Origin of the sequence: Streptomyces sp. NPDC001728 (assembly GCF_040297565.1) — a bacterium.
Lineage (GTDB): Bacteria > Actinomycetota > Actinomycetes > Streptomycetales > Streptomycetaceae > Streptomyces.
This window is the reverse complement of sequence record NZ_JBEOZK010000002.1, coordinates 121,332-136,481: the sequence shown is the minus strand read 5'-3', so window position 1 is coordinate 136,481 and position 15,150 is coordinate 121,332. Positions and strand designations below refer to the sequence as shown.

General features: G+C 71.7%; 14 protein-coding genes and 1 riboswitch. Of the genes, 8 read left to right on the top strand and 6 right to left on the bottom strand.

Going from position 1 to position 15,150, the window contains the following annotated elements; all coding sequences use genetic code 11:
- Positions 1-16: 16 nt before the first annotated feature.
- On the bottom strand, positions 17-712 hold the full coding sequence (locus tag ABT154_RS03510) for a M50 family metallopeptidase (protein ID WP_351852290.1): 696 nt from the start codon (positions 710-712) through the stop codon (positions 17-19).
- Between the two features lie 49 nt (positions 713-761).
- Between ABT154_RS03510 and ABT154_RS03505 the strand changes: the two genes are divergently transcribed.
- The 8 genes from ABT154_RS03505 (at position 762) to def (ending at position 8,072) form a co-directional block, all read left to right on the top strand.
- Positions 762-1,577 carry an SOS response-associated peptidase gene (locus ABT154_RS03505; RefSeq protein WP_351852288.1) on the top strand — a complete coding sequence of 272 codons (816 nt, stop codon included), beginning with the start codon at positions 762-764 and terminating at the stop codon, positions 1,575-1,577.
- A 47-nt stretch (positions 1,578-1,624) separates the two neighbouring features.
- Positions 1,625-2,269: an alpha/beta hydrolase family protein gene (locus ABT154_RS03500; protein WP_351853135.1), complete on the top strand. Its 645-nt coding sequence runs from the start codon at positions 1,625-1,627 to the stop codon at positions 2,267-2,269.
- Between the two features lie 243 nt (positions 2,270-2,512).
- Positions 2,513-3,169 (top strand): sigma-70 family RNA polymerase sigma factor, encoded by a 657-nt coding sequence (locus ABT154_RS03495; protein WP_056558039.1) that lies wholly within the window; start codon positions 2,513-2,515, stop codon positions 3,167-3,169.
- Entirely contained in the window at positions 3,166-3,483 is a 318-nt protein-coding gene (gene rsrA / locus ABT154_RS03490; RefSeq protein WP_317879011.1) for a mycothiol system anti-sigma-R factor, read from the top strand. The genes ABT154_RS03495 and rsrA overlap by 4 nt, the downstream gene beginning before the upstream one ends.
- 145 nt (positions 3,484-3,628) lie before the next feature.
- Positions 3,629-5,008, top strand: a complete 1,380-nt coding sequence (locus tag ABT154_RS03485) for an HD-GYP domain-containing protein (RefSeq protein WP_351853133.1) — start codon at positions 3,629-3,631, stop codon at positions 5,006-5,008.
- Complete coding sequence (locus ABT154_RS03480) at positions 5,005-6,309, top strand: HD-GYP domain-containing protein (RefSeq protein WP_351852284.1); 1,305 nt, start codon at positions 5,005-5,007, stop codon at positions 6,307-6,309. Before ABT154_RS03485 ends, ABT154_RS03480 begins: the two co-directional genes overlap by 4 nt.
- Before the next feature lie 79 nt (positions 6,310-6,388).
- Positions 6,389-7,369 (top strand): tetratricopeptide repeat protein, encoded by a 981-nt coding sequence (locus ABT154_RS03475; RefSeq protein ID WP_332436134.1) that lies wholly within the window; start codon positions 6,389-6,391, stop codon positions 7,367-7,369.
- A gap of 67 nt (positions 7,370-7,436) precedes the next feature.
- Positions 7,437-8,072, top strand: coding sequence for a peptide deformylase (def, locus tag ABT154_RS03470; RefSeq protein WP_351852282.1), 636 nt, complete (start codon positions 7,437-7,439; stop codon positions 8,070-8,072).
- 64 nt (positions 8,073-8,136) lie between these two features.
- On the opposite strand, the gene ABT154_RS03465 is transcribed toward def, so the two are convergent.
- The 5 genes from ABT154_RS03465 to ABT154_RS03445 form a co-directional block, all read right to left on the bottom strand.
- Positions 8,137-9,150 (bottom strand): ribonucleotide-diphosphate reductase subunit beta, encoded by a 1,014-nt coding sequence (locus ABT154_RS03465; RefSeq protein ID WP_351852280.1) that lies wholly within the window; start codon positions 9,148-9,150, stop codon positions 8,137-8,139.
- The gene (locus ABT154_RS03460) at positions 9,150-11,525 is read right to left on the bottom strand and encodes a ribonucleoside-diphosphate reductase subunit alpha (RefSeq protein WP_351852278.1); all 2,376 of its coding nucleotides are present in this window, start codon (positions 11,523-11,525) and stop codon (positions 9,150-9,152) included. Before ABT154_RS03460 ends, ABT154_RS03465 begins: the two co-directional genes overlap by 1 nt.
- 133 nt (positions 11,526-11,658) lie before the next feature.
- A riboswitch (cobalamin riboswitch) is annotated at positions 11,659-11,790 on the bottom strand.
- A gap of 54 nt (positions 11,791-11,844) precedes the next feature.
- The gene (locus ABT154_RS03455; protein ID WP_351852276.1) at positions 11,845-12,345 is read right to left on the bottom strand and encodes a GNAT family N-acetyltransferase; all 501 of its coding nucleotides are present in this window, start codon (positions 12,343-12,345) and stop codon (positions 11,845-11,847) included.
- A 75-nt stretch (positions 12,346-12,420) separates the two neighbouring features.
- Positions 12,421-14,043 carry a monocarboxylate uptake permease MctP gene (gene mctP / locus ABT154_RS03450; RefSeq protein ID WP_351852273.1) on the bottom strand — a complete coding sequence of 541 codons (1,623 nt, stop codon included), beginning with the start codon at positions 14,041-14,043 and terminating at the stop codon, positions 12,421-12,423.
- On the bottom strand, positions 14,040-14,252 hold the full coding sequence (locus ABT154_RS03445) for a DUF3311 domain-containing protein (RefSeq protein ID WP_056558058.1): 213 nt from the start codon (positions 14,250-14,252) through the stop codon (positions 14,040-14,042). The genes mctP and ABT154_RS03445 overlap by 4 nt, the downstream gene beginning before the upstream one ends.
- Between the last annotated feature and the right edge of the window lie 898 nt (positions 14,253-15,150).

Sequence of the window (15,150 nt, the reverse complement as noted above, 5' to 3'; positions counted from 1 at the left end):
TCACTGTACGGGGGAGTCAGATGCCCAGGAGCCAGCGACCGCCGCCGATCAGGGCACTGATCGCGACCGCGTGGAAGAAGAACAGCCACACTCCGGCGGGCACGTGCGTGAGCCGCGCCAGCTGGTCGGCGTCCGAGTCGGGGGCGCCGCCGTGGCGCCGTTTCGCCTGGAGTTCGAAGGCCGGGCGGACGCCGCCGAGCAGCAGGAACCACACCACCGCGCAGGCGAACGCCGACTGGACCTCGGGACCGGTCAGCCAGGAGACGAGGAGGAACGCGGCGCCGGTGAGGAGGACGGTGGCGATGCCGTAGGCGTTGCGGACCATCACCAGCATGGCGAGCAGCAGGGCGGTCGCGATCCACAGCAGCAGGGTGACCCGGTGGGTGCCGATCAGGGCCGCGCCGCCGAGGCCGAGCAGCGGGGCGGCGGGGTACCCGGCGGCCAGCGTGAGCACGACGCCGAGCCCGGTGGGCCTGCCCCGGCTGACGGTCAGCCCGCTCGTGTCGGAGTGCAGCCGGATCGCTTCGAGGCGGCGGCCGGTGGCGAGGGCGACGAGCCCGTGGCCGCCCTCGTGGGCGATGGTGATCGCGTTCCGGGCGAGCAGCCAGAGGCGGCGGGGCACGGTGACGGCGAGGGCGGCGACGCCGGTGGCGATCACCAGCCACTCGGCGGGGGCGGCCTGCGGGCTGAGGAGGTCGATCGAGAGGTCCATCTTTCGGGCCGCTCCTCGGGAGGTCGGGGATCGTGGCAGTGTGGCACGTATGTGCGGAAGGTATGCGGCCAGTCGGCGGCCCGAGGATCTCGTCGACGTCTTCGGGATCGAGAAGTGGGAGCCGGAGGAGACTCTGGCCCCCGACTGGAACGTGGCCCCCACCAAAGAGGTCTGGGCCGTTCTGGAGCGTCCACTGAAAGACGCGGAGACCCTGCGTCCGGTTCGCCAGCTCCGCGCGCTGAGATGGGGCCTCGTGCCGTCCTGGGCGAAGTCGCCGGAGGGCGCCGCCCGGATGATCAACGCGCGGGCGGAGACCCTCGCCGAGAAGCCCTCCTTCAAGAAGGCGTTCGCCGCCCGCCGCTGCATCCTGCCCGCCGACGGCTATTACGAGTGGGTGACCGGGTCCGGGGAGCGGGACCTGGAGGTCGAGGGGAAGAAGAAGCGGCCCCGCAAGCAGCCGTACTTCGTGACCCCGGCGGACGGCTCGGTCTTCGCGATGGCCGGGCTCTACGAGTTCTGGCGCGACCGGACCCTCCCCGACGCCCACCCCTCCGCGTGGTGGGTGACCTGCTCGGTGATCACCACGGAGGCCGAGACCGGTCCGCTGGGCGTGGCCCCCGCCGAGGGCCCGCACTCGCTCGCCGACATCCACCCCCGGATGCCGCTGATGCTGACGGAGGACCGCTGGGACGCCTGGCTCGACCCGGCGCGCACGGACCCGGAGGAGCTGCGCGGGCTGCTCGCCGCGCCGCCGGAGGGCCTGATGCGGGCCTACCCGGTGGCGACCGCCGTCAGCAACGTCCGCAACAACGGGCCGGAACTGCTGACCGAGCTGGAGGGCCCGGAGGTCGGCACGCTGTTCTGAACCGCTCCCGCCGCGCTCGCGGGGGGCAGGATGGGGGCGTGAGCGACGTGACACAGTACGAGCCCTCCTCCGAGACCGTTCCCACCGAGGCCGGTGAGGCGCGCGTCACCTGGTACGAGGGGACCGGGCCCTGGGTGGTCCTCGCCCTCGGCCACGGGGCCGGCGGCGGCATCGAGGCCCGCGACCTGCGGGCCCTGGCCGGGGCGCTGCCCGCGCACGGCGTGACCGTCGCCCTGGTCGAGCAGCCCTGGCGGGTCGCGGGCAGGAAGGTCGCCCCCGCGCCGAAGACCCTGGACACCGGCTGGCGCGGCCTCTGGCCCGCCCTCGCCCGGCCCGGCCTCCCGGTGATCGCCGGCGGTCGCAGCGCCGGCGCCCGCGTCGCCTGCCGGACCGGGGACGAGCTGGGCGCCCTCGCCGTCCTCGCGCTCAGCTTCCCGCTGCACCCGCCGGGCCGGCCGGAGAAGTCGCGCGCCGACGAACTGCTCGGCACCGGGCTGCCGACGCTCGTCGTCCAGGGCGGCAACGACACCTTCGGACGGCCCCCGGAGTTCCCGGAAGGCCCGTACCGCCTCCTGGCGATCCCCTACGGGGACCACGGCCTCGCGCTGCCCAAGCGCGCGCCCCTCGGTCAGGAGGAGGCCATGGCCGTGCTCGTCGAAGGGGTCGCCGAGTGGATCACTTCGCTCCGCTGACGAACCGGGAATGTTGAGTGGGGGACCACTGTTGTTCGGTTCGTCGGTGTGAGAGCAAAGGAAGAGGGAGTCCGTCGCATGGGTTCGATCATCTGCCCGGAGCGTGCGAAGGCCGCTGACCTCGACTGGACAGTGCTGCCCGCGCCCAAGGGGGGCCCGATTCGGGCGGCGGGCGGAGCGGTTCCTCGTCTATCCTCCGAAACGAGTGGGTCCGCCCTCGGGCTCGCCGCGGCGCTGGAGGAGGTGGGTCCGGTCACTGGGACCGACACAGGGACCGACGAAGGCCCCGAGGAGACGACCGAGGAGCGCAACGCGCGCTTCGAGCGGGACGCCCTCGGCTACCTCGACCAGATGTACTCGGCCGCGCTGCGCATGACGCGCAACCCCGCGGACGCGGAGGACCTGGTGCAGGAGACCTACGCCAAGGCGTACGGATCCTTCCACCAGTTCCGTGAGGGCACGAACCTCAAGGCGTGGCTGTACCGCATCCTCACGAACACCTTCATCAACTCGTACCGCAAGAAGCAGCGCGAGCCGCAGCGCAGCGCCGCCGAGGAGATCGAGGACTGGCAGCTCGCCCGCGCCGAGTCGCACATGTCGACCGGTCTCCGCTCGGCCGAGTCCCAGGCGCTCGACCACCTCCCGGACTCCGACGTCAAGGAAGCGCTGCAGGCGATTCCCGAGGAGTTCCGCATCGCCGTCTATCTCGCGGATGTCGAGGGCTTTGCGTACAAGGAGATCGCGGACATCATGGGGACACCCATCGGTACGGTGATGTCCCGACTGCACCGGGGCCGCCGCCAGCTGCGCGGCATGCTCGAGGACTACGCTCGCGACCGCGGGCTCGTTCCCGCGGGCGCCGGAGAGTCGTCGAACGATCTGAAAGGCTCGGGCTCATGAGCTGCGGAGAGCCGCACGAGACGGATTGCTCGGAAGTCCTGGATCATCTCTACGAGTTCCTCGACCACGAGATGCCCGACAGTGACTGCACCAAGTTCGAGGTGCACTTCGAGGAGTGCTCACCGTGCCTGGAGAAGTACGGCCTTGAGCAGGCGGTGAAGAAGCTCGTCAAGCGCTGCTGCGGCAGCGACGACGTCCCCACCGACCTGCGTGCCAAGGTGATGGGCCGGATCGACCTCATCCGCTCCGGGCACCTGGTGCCCGAGCAGGACATCACGGAGATCGTCCCGACGACACCGGCTCCGCAGGAGTGACGTCCCGGTAGCGGGAGAGGAGGCCGTCGCGTCAGGGACGCGGCGGCCTCCTTCGTATATCAGCTTGTATCACCCGATGGTGCGAATCATCGCCACCGAGCCGCCGACGGCCCCCCAACTCGCTAGCGTGATACGCGTGATGGGCGTGAAGGTCATTCCGCGAGCGGCCCGCGTGTACCTCGGCTGCGCCCTGCTCGGCGCGGGGGCCTGCGCCCTGCCCGCGCTGCGCCCCGGCACGGCCACCCCCTGGGGCACGGTCGCCCTCCTCGCCGCGCTGTACGCGCTCTGCGAACTGCCCGCGCGCTGCCGCCTCCTGGGCCGCGGCCTCGGCGGCTCCGTCCCCATGGGCACCGGCTCCTTCTTCCCCGTCCTCCTCGCCGCCGCCCTCCTCCTGCCGCCCGCCGCCGCCGCGCTCACCGCCCTGCCGGGGAGCCTCCTCGCCCGCGTCGACGAACAGCCGGCCGCGCCCCGGCGCGCCTGGCGGGCCGCCGCCGCGGCCCTCGCCGTCTGGGCCGCCGCCCAGGTCGCCAGGGTGCTGAGCTGCGGAAACGCCCTCGGGCACGGACCGGACACCCCCGACTTCCCGTATGCCCTGCTGCCCGCGCTCGCCGCCGCACTCGCGTTCTGCCTGGTCCTGACCGCCCTCGACGGCGGCATCCGCGCCACCGCCGACGGACTGCCCCTCAGGACCGCCTGGCGCGGCCTCCTCGGCCGGGCCCTCGCCCCGTACGCCCTGCACGGGCTCGCCGGGCTGATGATGGCCGTGCTCTGGCGCAGCTCGTACGGGCCGGTCGCGGCGCTCTTCGTCCTCCTGCCCATGTACATCTCCTGCTGGGTCTTCGCCCAGTACCACCGCGAACGCGCCGCCCACCAGGCCACCATCCGCGCCCTCGTCCAGGCCGTCGACATCAAGGACCGCTACACCCGCGGCCACAGCGAACGCGTCGGCCACGCCTCCGTCCTGATCGCCCGTGAACTCGGCATGGCCGAGGACCGGCTCGACGTCGTGCGGTTCGCCGGCATCCTCCACGACGTCGGCAAGCTGGGCGTCCCCACCCGGGTGCTCCGCAAGGACGGACCGCTCACCCCGGCGGAACGCCGGATCATCGAACTGCACCCCGAGTACGGCCACGAGATGGTCCGGGGCATCGGCTTCCTCGGCGAGGCGCGGGCCGCGATCCTCCACCACCACGAGCGCATCGACGGCCGCGGCTACCCCTACGGGCTGCGCGGCGAGGAGATCCCCGAGTTCGCCCGGGTGGTGGCCGTCGCCGACTCCTTCGACGCGATGACCTCCACCCGCTCCTACAGCCGGGCACGCCCCGTCCCGACCGCCGTCGCCGAACTGGAGCGGTGCGCGGGCAGCCAGTTCGACCCCCGGATGGTCGCCGCCCTCGTCCGCGCCCTGGAACGGCACGGCTGGCAGCCCGCCGTCACCGCCGAAGAGACCGCCGGACCCGGCGGAGACGTGCCCCCGCCCCGCGAGCCCGGCGCCGCCCCCGCACGGCCGAAGGAGCGCGCGTGAGACCCGGGGCGGCCACCGTCGGCGCCGTGTACGCGGCGGCCCTCCTGCTGGGCCTCGCCGGCTTCGGCTCCACCCTCTGGTACGGCGTCGACGAACCCGCCCACGCCCTCGCCTTCGGCACCCTGATCCTCCTCGGCGAGCTGGCCCGCCGGGGCGGGCCGCGGCACACGGCGGCGGCGCCCGTACCCGAGGAGGCCCCGGGGAGGGAACCCGCGCCGCTCGCCGTCGCCGGCTCCCTCGCCTACGCCCTGCTCGGGGCGAGCGCCGGGACCGCCACCACCCACGGCGCCCTCCAGATCGTCGCCGTCGTCGTCGCCGCCTGCCTGGCCGGGATCGTCCCCCACATCGCCCGGGGCAGCGGCCCCCGCCTCGACCACCTGGCCCGCCGCGTCCTCACCGTCGGCTTCGCCGCCCTCTGTTTCCAGCCCCTCTACAACTCGGGGGCCGTCGTCCGGCGCCTCGGGCAGGGCCCGCCGTACGCCCTCTTCCTCCTCCTGCTGCTCGTCCTCACGGCCCTCTGCGACGCCGTGCTCGCCGCGCTCGTGCTCCGCGCCCGTACGGGATTCCCGTACGGGCCCCTCCTCCGCGACGAGCTGCGCGCCCTCCTCGGCATCGGCTCCGCCGTCTGCGCCACCGGGGCCGTCATGGCGCTCGGCGTGGCCGCCGCCGGCCTCTGGGCGCTGCCCGTGTTCGCCGTACCGCTGCTGCTCACCCAGCTCTCCTTCCAGCGGTACGCGGCCGTCCGCACCGTCAACCGGCAGACCATCGCCTCCCTGGCCCGCGCCACCGAGATCGCCGGCTGCACCCCGCCCGGCCACGCGCGCCGGGTCGCCGCGCTCAGCACCGCCGTGGGGCGCGAGCTGGGGCTCTCCGGGACCGGGCTGACCGTCCTCGAGTACGCGGCGCTCATGCACGACATCGGACAGCTCTCCCTCGTCGACCCGGTCGCGGGCGGCGCCACCGCCCTGCTGCCCACCGAGGAGCAGCGCCGGATCGCCCTCCTGGGCGGCGAGGTCGTCCGCAGGACCGGCGTCCCCGCGGCCGTCGCCGTCGTCGTGGAGCGGCAGGCCGACCCGTACCGCGAGCAGCCGCTGCCCGCCCGGATCGTCCGGGCCGTGAACGCCTACGACGACCTCGCGGGTGGCCTCGCGGGCGGTGAGCACGCGGGCGCCGCCCTCGACGCCCTGGAACGGCTCCGGCTCGGCACCGCCCGCGACTACCATCCGGACGTCGTCGAATGCCTGGCCAGGGTCCTGGCGCGGGGCGGGACGCCTGGGGTGACCTCGGTCGTCCTTGGGTAACCCATGGGTAATGAGCGCGCGTCCGACCGGGCATGGTTGGATGCGAACAAGAGGGTGAAGCGACCGGCAGGCGGGAATCGTGAAGATCTTCGGGAAGGTACGGCATCGGCCCTCCGCCTCGTGGCGGCAGGCCACCGACCGCGCGTTCACGCTGATCGGCGACGGCCGGTACGAGGACGCGGGGGCACTGCTCACGCGCGCGGCGGATCTGGAGCCCTGGCTCTCCGAGTCCTGGTTCAACCTCGCGCTGCTGCACAAGTTCCGGCACGACTGGGAGCAGGCGCGGGCCGCCGGGCTCCGCGCGGTCGCCCTGCTCGACAAGGAGACCGGCGCCCCGGACTGGTGGAACGTGGGCATCGCCGCCACCGCGCTCCAGGACTGGCCGCTGGCCCGCCGCGCCTGGCAGGCCTACGGACTGAAGGTGCCCGGCGCCGCCGCGGGCACCGGTGAGCCCGCCGGTATGGAGCTGGGCAGCGCCGCCGTCCGCCTCTCGCCCGAGGGCGAGGCCGAGGTCGTGTGGGGCCGCCGGCTCGACCCGGCCCGGATCGAGGTCCTCTCCATCCCGCTGCCGTCCTCCGGGCGCCGCTGGGGCGAGGTCGTCCTGCACGATGGTGTGCCCAACGGTGAGCGGACCACCACCGCGGGACCCTCCTACCCGGTCTTCGACGAGATCGAGCTGTGGGCGCCCTCACCCGTCCCCACCTGGGTCGTCCTCCTGGAGGCCGCCACCGAGGCCGACCGGGACGCCCTGGAGCAGCTCGCCGCCGAGGCGGGCTTCGCCGCCGAGGACTGGTCGTCCTCCGTGCGGCTGCTCTGCCGTGCCTGCTCGGAGTCGACCATGCCGAGCGCCGAGGGCGAGGGCGAGCACACCGACCCCCACGACCACAGCGAGCCGGGGCACCCCGGGCCGCTCGGCCACCGCTCGCCGGGCGAGCTGTGGGTGCCGGAGCGCGAGTGCGGCATCGCGGCCCCGCCGGGCCTGGTGCGGGGCCTCCTCGACGGCTGGGTGGCGGACAGTCCCGACAGCCGGGAGTGGCGCGATCTCGAAGAGGTCTGCTGATCGTCTCCCGGCGGGCCCGTAGGCTGTCCCTCGACGGAATCGGGATTTCAGAAGGGCGCGGCCGGACATGGCGCAGCAGGAGACGGACGAGCAGACGCAGATCAACGACGGCTTCGTCGTGGACACGGAGGACTGCGAGGCGCGCGAGCTCGCCCACAGCGAGCGCGGCACGGTCCGCCCGATCACGGTCGTCGGCAACCCGGTGCTTCACCGGGAGTGCAAGGACGTCACCGAGTTCGACGACGAGCTGGCGAAGCTGATCGACGACATGTTCGCCAGCCAGAAGGCCGCCGAGGGCGTGGGCCTGGCCGCGAACCAGATCGGCGTGGACCTCAAGGTCTTCGTCTACGACTGCCCCGACGACGAGGGCGTCCGGCACACCGGTGTCGTGGTCAACCCGGTCCTCCAGGAGCTTCCGCCCGAGCTGCGCGTCCTCGACGAGTCCAACGAGGGCTGCCTGTCGGTGCCGACCGCGTACGCGGAGCTGGCCCGCCCCGACTACGCGGAGGTCCACGGCCAGGACGCCCAGGGCAACCCGGTCAAGGTCCGCGGCACCGGCTACTTCGCCCGCTGCCTCCAGCACGAGACGGACCACCTGTACGGCTTCCTGTACATCGACAAGCTGTCGAAGCGCGACCGCAAGGACGCCCTGCGCCAGATGGAAGAGGGCACCCCGCGCTACGAGACGGTGCCGAACGCCTGATCCGGACCCGTGCACGAGGAAGGGCCCCGCTCCTCACCAGGAGCGGGGCCCTTCCTCGTACCGGCTAGAAGTCCTCGTCGAGGTCCACCGAGCCCTCGACCGCCACCTGGTAGGCGGACGGGCGGCGCTCGAAGAAGTTGGTGAGTTCCTGGACGCCCTGGAGCTCCATGAAGGAGAAGGGGTTCTCGGAGCCGTACACCGGGGGGAAGCCGAGGCGCTGGAGGCGCTGGTCGGCGACGCACTGGAGGTACTCGCGCATCGACTCGGTGTTCATGCCGGGCAGTCCGTCGCCGCACAGGTCGCGGCCGAACTGCAACTCCGCCTCGACGGCCTCCTTCAGCATGTCCGTGACCTGCTGCTGGAGGGCGTCGTCGAAGAGCTCGGGCTCCTCCTTGCGGACGGTGTCCACGACCTCGAAGGCGAAGTTCATGTGCATCGTCTCGTCCCGGAACACCCAGTTGGTGCCGGTGGCCAGGCCGTGCAGCAGACCGCGGGACCGGAACCAGTACACGTACGCGAAGGCGCCGTAGAAGAACAGGCCCTCGATGCACGCGGCGAAGCAGATCAGGTTCAGCAGGAAGCGGCGGCGGTCGGCGGCCGTCTCCAGCCGGTCGATCTTCTCGACCGAGTCCATCCAGCGGAAGCAGAACTGCGCCTTCTCGCGGATGGAGGGGATCTCCTCGACCGCGTCGAAGGCCGCGGCGCGGTCGTCCGGGTCGGGCAGATAGGTGTCGAGCAGCGTCAGATAGAACTGGACGTGCACCGCCTCCTCGAAGAGCTGACGGCTCAGGTACAGCCGCGCCTCCGGGGAGTTGATGTGCTTGTAGAGCGTCAGCACCAGGTTGTTGGAGACGATCGAGTCGCCCGTCGCGAAGAACGCGACCAGACGGCCGATCATGTGCTGCTCGGCCGGCGTCAGCTTGGCGAGGTCGGCGACATCCGAGTGGAGGTCGACCTCCTCCACGGTCCAGGTGTTCTTGATGGCGTCGCGGTAGCGCTCGTAGAAGTCCGGGTAGCGCATCGGACGGAGGGTCAGCTCGAAGCCCGGGTCGAGGAGGTTCTTCTTCTCGGTACTCATTACTGGCAGGCCTCGCAGGACTCGGGGTTTTCGAGGGAGCAGGCGAGGGCGTCCGCGTCGGGCGTCGCCTGCTGGACGGGAATGGCGGCGGCGGCCGTCGACGCCTGGGCGGCGCGGGCGATCCGGGTCGCCGGGCGGGAGCGCAGGTAGTACGTCGTCTTCAGGCCCTGCTTCCAGGCGTACGCGTACATCGACGACAGCTTGCCGATCGTCGGCGTCTCCAGGAACAGGTTCAGCGACTGCGACTGGTCCAGGAACGGCGTACGGGCGGCTGCCATGTCGATCAGACCGCGCTGCGGGATCTCCCAGGCCGTCCGGTACAGCTCGCGGACCTCGGCCGGGATCCAGGTGAAGCCGGCCACCGAACCGCTGGCGTCGCGGAGCGCGTCACGGGTCTGCGCGTCCCACACGCCGAGCCTCTTCAGCTCGTCGACCAGGTAGGAGTTGACCTGGAGGAACTCGCCGGACAGCGTCTCGCGCTTGAACAGGTTGGAGACCTGCGGCTCGATGCACTCGTAGACGCCCGCGATCGAGGCGATGGTCGCCGTCGGCGCGATGGCGAGCAGGAGGCTGTTGCGCATGCCGACCGCCGCGATCCGCTCGCGCAGGGCCGCCCAGCGCTCCGGCCAGTTGAGCTCCACGTCGTAGTGGTCGGGGTGCAGGACGCCCCGGGCGGTGCGGGTCTCGTCCCAGGCGGGGAGCGGGCCGTTGCGCTCGGCTAGCTCGGCGGAGGCCTCGTACGCCGCCAGCATGATCCGCTCGGAGATCTTCGTCGACAGCGCGCGCGCCTCGGCGGAGTCGAAGGGCAGCTTCAGCTGGAAGAAGACGTCCTGGAGGCCCATCGCGCCCAGGCCCACCGGCCGCCAACGGGCGTTGGAGCGGCCCGCCTGCTCGGTCGGGTAGAAGTTGATGTCGACGACCCGGTCGAGGAAGGTGACGGCGGTCCTGACGGTCTCGTCCAGACGCTCCCAGTCGATGTCCGAACCGACCACGAACGAGCCCAGGTTGACCGAGCCCAGGTTGCAGACGGCCGTCTCGCCGTCGTTCGTGACCTCGATGATCTCGGTGCAGAGGTTCGAGGAGTGGACGACCGTGCCGGGCTCGGCGGTCTGGTTGGCGGTCCGGTTCGAGGCGTCCTTGAAGGTCATCCAGCCGTTGCCGGTCTGGGCCAGGGTCCGCATCATCCGGCCGTACAGGTCACGGGCCGGCATGGTCTTGCGGGCCAGGCCCGCCGCCTCGGCCTTGTGGTAGGCGGCGTCGAACTCGGCGCCGTACAGGTCGACCAGCTCGGGCACGTCCGCCGGGGAGAACAGCGACCAGTCGGCGTCGGCGTTGACCCGGCGCATGAACTCGTCCGGGATCCAGTGCGCCAGGTTCAGGTTGTGCGTACGGCGCTGGTCCTCGCCGGTGTTGTCGCGGAGCTCCAGGAACTCCTCGATGTCCGCGTGCCAGGTCTCCAGGTAGACCGCCGCGGCGCCCTTGCGGCGACCGCCCTGGTTCACGGCGGCGACGGAGGCGTCGAGGGTCTTCAGGAACGGCACGATGCCGTTGGAGTGCCCGTTGGTGCCCCGGATCAGCGAACCGCGGGCCCGGATGCGGGAGTACGAGAGGCCGATGCCGCCGGCGTGCTTCGAGAGCCGCGCGACCTGGTGGTAGCGGTCGTAGATGGAGTCCAGCTCGTCCTGCGGGGAGTCCAGCAGGTAGCAGGAGGACATCTGCGGGTGGCGGGTGCCGGAGTTGAAGAGCGTGGGGGAGGACGGCAGGTAGTCCAGGCGGCTCATCAGGCCGTACAGCGCGGCGACCTCGTCGAGCGCGCGGACCGAGTCGTCCTCGGCGAGACCGCAGGCGACGCGCAGCATGAAGTGCTGCGGGGTCTCGATCACCTTGCGGGTGATCGGGTGGCGCAGCAGGTAGCGCGAGTAGAGGGTGCGCAGACCGAAGTAGCCGAAGCGGTCGTCGCCGGCCCGGTCGATCGTCGCGTCGAGCCGGTCCGCGTGCAGCGCGACGAAGTCGGCGGTGCGGTCGGCGATCAGACCCTCGCGGTGACCGACGGCCACGGAGGCGGAGAAGGCGACGGCGCCCTGGCCGGCCGCCTCCTCGGCGATCGTGATCGTCAGGAGCCGGGCGGCGAGCCGGGAGTACGCCGGGTCCTCGGCGATCAGGCCCGCGGCAGCCTCGGTGGCCAGTTCGCGCAGCTCCGCCTCGTCCGCGACGGCGCTCCGGCCGCGGAGCGCGGCGGCGGCGACCTTGCCGGGGTCGGTGTCGGGGAGATCGGCGGTGAGGTCGGTCAGGGTCCGCAGCAGCACGGTCCCGGGGCCGTCGCTCTCGACCGCGGAAGCCTCGGCGGACGCCGGATCGGCGGGCGCGATGGTCACGTGGGGGCTCTCCCTCGCTCGGCTCGGGGCCGCGGCGGGGGAAGGCGGGCAGGCGGGCACCCGTACGCGCGGGTGCGCCGCGTCCACCGGCCCACTCCGCGAGGCCCGGACGTCTGTGGCACCCGGAACGGACGGACCGGGCGCGCTGTCGTCAGGTCCTCGGACTCACGTCGTACGGATCCGTCGAATCCGTATGAAGCACACCGTTGCGGGACAGTTCCGGATTCGCGCCGGATTCCCCTGCGTCGACAGCGAGGACGAGCATACATGTGGGGGGCGCCGCTCGTGGCACCCCCCACATGTTGTGTCGGTCCCGGGCTCAGAACGCCAAGGCGTAGGTACGCAGGCGGTGGTCGGGGATCGGCTCCCAGTCCCGCTCGGGGGTGCGGACGAAGCCCATCCGCTCGTAGATCCGGTGCGCCGAGACCATCTTCGCGTCCGTGGAGAGCACGATCCGCGCGCACTCCGGCAGGTTCCGCGCCCGGTCCACGCAGGTGCGTACGAGGGCTTCCCCGACGCCCCTGCCGCGGGCCGCAGGAGCGACCACGAGCATCCGGAACTCGGCCTCGCCGGGGACCGCGATGTCCGCCCAGGTGGTGCCGCCGGGGGCGAAGGTCACCCCGCCGATGATCCCGTCCTCGGCGTCGACGGCGACGAGCACCTCGCTCTCGCGCGCCCGCCGGGCGGTGTCGCGCAGCACGTCCAGATAGAAGTCGTCCTCCCCGTGCAGCAGCAGTCCGTCGTTCAGATAGGTCAGCCCGGTGAGGTCACCGAGCTCCTCGTACTCCTCGGGCCGTACCGCCCTGATCGTGAAGTCCATGACGGTCAGTGTGCCCCGGGGCGTACGGAAAGGGGCCCGGGATCTTCCCGGGCCCCTTCATCGCGCGTCCGGGGGTCAGCGCGACCCGGCGCCGACCTTCGGGAGGTCCTTGACCCCGGAGTCGCCGCGGTCGGCCGTGTAGTCCGCCGGGGAGGTCTCGTCGACGCCCTCGGGGGCCTTGACGGCCTTGAGGACGAAGGTCAGGACGACCGTGACGACGACGTTGAGGACGAAGGCGGTGAGGCCGATGTAGCCGATCTCGCCGATGCCCGGGATCTCCGCGGAGGAGCCGCCGAAGTGCTTCTGGGTCGGGCTGGCGACGCCGTAGGCGGCGACCGTGCCGTAGACCATGCCGACGGCCCAGCCGGCGAGCAGCGCCCAGCGGTGGAACCAGCGGGTGAACAGACCGCCGACCAGGGCCGGGAAGGTCTGCAGGATCCAGATGCCGCCGAGTAGCTGGAAGTTGATCGCGACCGTCTTGTCCATGGTGAGGACGAAGACCAGCGCGCCGACCTTCACCAGGAGGGAGACCAGCTTGGAGACCTTGGTCTCCTGGGCCGGGGTGGCGTCCGGTTTGATGAAGTCCTTGTAGATGTTGCGGGTGAAGAGGTTGGCCGCGGCGATCGACATGATCGCGGCCGGGACGAGCGCGCCGATGCCGATCGCGGCGAAGGCGACGCCCGCGAACCAGTCGGGGAACATCGTCTCGAACAGCTGCGGGATCGCGAGCTGGCCGTTCTTCACCTTGATCCCGGCGGCGATCGCCATGAAGCCGAGCAGCGCGAGCAGCCCCAGCATCAGCGAGTACAGCGGCAGGATCGTGGTGTTGCGGCGGATGACGTCACGGCTCTTCGACGACAGGGTCGCCGTGATGGAGTGCGGGTACATGAACAGCGCGAGCGCCGAACCGAGTGCGAGGGTCGCGTACGTCCACTGGCCGGCCTCACCGGGGACGAGCGCGCCGCGCGGCTTGCCGGTCGCCGGGTTGGTCTGCGCGTACGCCTCGCCCGCCTTGGCGAAGATCTCGTCGAAGCCGCCCAGCTTGATCGGGATGTAGATGATCGCCACCGCGATGACGATGTAGATCAGGGTGTCCTTGACGAAGGCGATGAGCGCCGGGGCGCGCAGACCCGAGGAGTACGTGTACGCCGCGAGGACACCGAAGGCGAGCAGCAGCGGCAGGTCCTTGATGAACCAGTGGGTGTTCTCGCCGCCGCCGACGCCCATCACGTCCAGGACGGCCTGGATGCCGACCAGTTGGAGCGCGATGTACGGCATGGTGGCGAGGATGCCGGTGACCGCGACCGCGAGCGACAGACCCTTGGAGCCGAAACGGCCGCGCACGAAGTCCGAGGTGGTGATGTACCCGTGCTTGTGCGAGACCGACCACAGGCGCGGCAGGAAGGTGAAGATCAGCGGGTAGACCAGGATCGTGTACGGCACGGCGAAGAAGCCGGCCGCGCCCGCCGCGTAGATGGCCGCCGGGACGGCGACGAAGGTGTACGCGGTGTAGAGGTCGCCGCCGAGCAGGAACCAGGTCACCCAGGTGCCGAACGACCGTCCGCCCAGGCCCCATTCGTCGAGGCTCTGCTCGTTGTCGGCCTTGCGCCAGCGCGCGGCCAGGAAGCCCATGACCGTGACGGCCACGAAGAAGAAGACGAAGACGCCGAGCGCCACGCCGTTCACGCCGTCCTTCATCGCGCGTCACCTCCCTTGCGGGCACGCTGGTCCAGCTGCCACAGCTTGTACGCGATCATGGTGAGCGCGGTCGAGATGAGCACCCAGAGCATCTGGTACCAGTAGAAGAACGGGATGCCGATGAAGAGCGGCTCGGTCTTGGCGTAGGAGCCCACCCAGAGCATCGCCACGATCGGTGCGATCAGGCAGAGCGCGATCACCACCCTCATGGGGGTGACGGTGGGTTGTCTCCCTTGTGTCGCTTCTGGCGTGTCTGGTGTGTCCGGCATGGCGATTCCGTCCCCTCGCTGATCACCTCGGTAATGCTGGGGAAATCTAGGGGACGGTTCCCGCTCCACGGAACCCCCGTCCGTATAACGGAAGTGATTCTTCGGAACAGGGCCCGGAACCGGCCTCGGAGCCAGCCCTCCTCGGCGGCCCGCACCCCCGCCTCGAAACGGCTGCGCGCGCCGAGCCGGTTCATCAGTTCCGAGCTCATCCGGCGCACGGTCCGCAGGGAGATCCCGAGGTGCCGGGCGGCGATGTCGTCGGTGCAGCCGATACCGAGGAGCATCGGCAACTCCCGCTCCTGCGGGGAGAGGTCGTGCTCGTCGCGGCGCGGGGCCTCACCGAACGGGGTACCGGTGTCCCACAGCCGGTCGAAGAGCACCACGAGCGCGTGCACCAGCCCCCGGGCTGCGGACTTCGAGGGCGCCCGCGCGGCCGTCCTCCGGGTCGACCGGGACGAGCGCGGCCTCCCGGTCCACCACCACCATCAGCATCGGGACCACGGGGACGGTGCGCGCCGCGCCGCCGAGGTCGCAGTACCAGCGCACGTACTCCCCCTCTCCGTCACGTCGTACTCGGGCCGCTCCAGGAGCAGGCGGGCGGCGCTGAGCATGGCGGAACTGCCTTCCTGGCGATGCGGACCGAGGCTGTCGGGGGGGGTCTCCCGCCGCCGCTCCCGGGCTCTGCCGGGCGGCTTCGACAGGTCCGAGACTGGCCCGGCCGAGGGGCCCCGTCACCGGAATCCGGCTGGCGCCAACCGCGTGGCCGTTTGGAGCCAGTCGGTACGCCGGGCCGCCGCGCGCCGCTGACCTGCGCGTACCGGGGAGGCGTCACGATGCT